1 protein-coding gene and 1 pseudogene are annotated in these 738 nt (G+C 56.2%); both read right to left on the bottom strand.

Going from position 1 to position 738, the window contains the following annotated elements; all coding sequences use genetic code 11:
• Positions 1 to 270 (bottom strand): hypothetical protein (locus AC1DLB_RS31325; RefSeq protein WP_477786445.1); only part of this gene is annotated, 270 nt, incomplete at its 3' end.
• Positions 271 to 410: 140 nt separating this feature from the next.
• A pseudogene (locus tag AC1DLB_RS31330) lies at positions 411 to 738 on the bottom strand (type VI secretion system ATPase TssH); the annotation flags it as partial.

Genomic DNA, 738 nt, shown 5'->3' on the forward strand with positions numbered 1-738 from the left:
GCGACTACCTTTGACGATTTCACTGACGCCTTGCTGAAAAACACCTGAGGAGAGGAAGTTGTCCAGGCTCATTTCACCATTGGCAACCGTGAACGACGGTGGTGGAGAACCCGGTAAGTGCAGGAGGTGGGCGGGCTGGCCCATGGGGTGTTCTACGAGTTTTGCCCATAGTCCATCCTCACCGACAACTACAGTTTTATAGCCATCGGATGAGGTGTTCAGGAACACTGCAGCGGAAACGCCTGCGCCTATTATCAGTCGGGTCGGCATGATGACTTACCTCATATTGGCTGCACTACCTTCATCGAAAAATAACCAGCACAGCACATGGCAACTGCTTCCTCTGCTATGCGACATCTTCGGGTTTACACTTTGCTCCTGTTTACACAAGAGAGTCAGTCGTCCGGGACTTACTCCAACACCCACTCCGCCAACTTCCCCGTCACCTGCGTCATCAACACATTCTCGACATCCCTCGCACCCGCCGCACTGCACTTGGCCAACACCGCCTGCACAATCCCGGCATCGAACTCAAACTGTTTCCCGGTCGCAGCCTTGTACCGGCCGCGCAATTTCTCCAGCTTCGCCAGCACAATCCCTTCCAGCGTCGCTTCATCCAGTGGCCGATACGCCACCACCGTCATGCGCGCCAGAAACGCCGGGCGAAAGGCTTTCAGCAGCACGTGATGCAGCGCTTCGTTGAAGGCATCGGTGCCCAGTTGCGCGGTCGGTGTGTCG

It is taken from the genome of Pseudomonas sp. 05N434 (assembly GCF_056396965.1).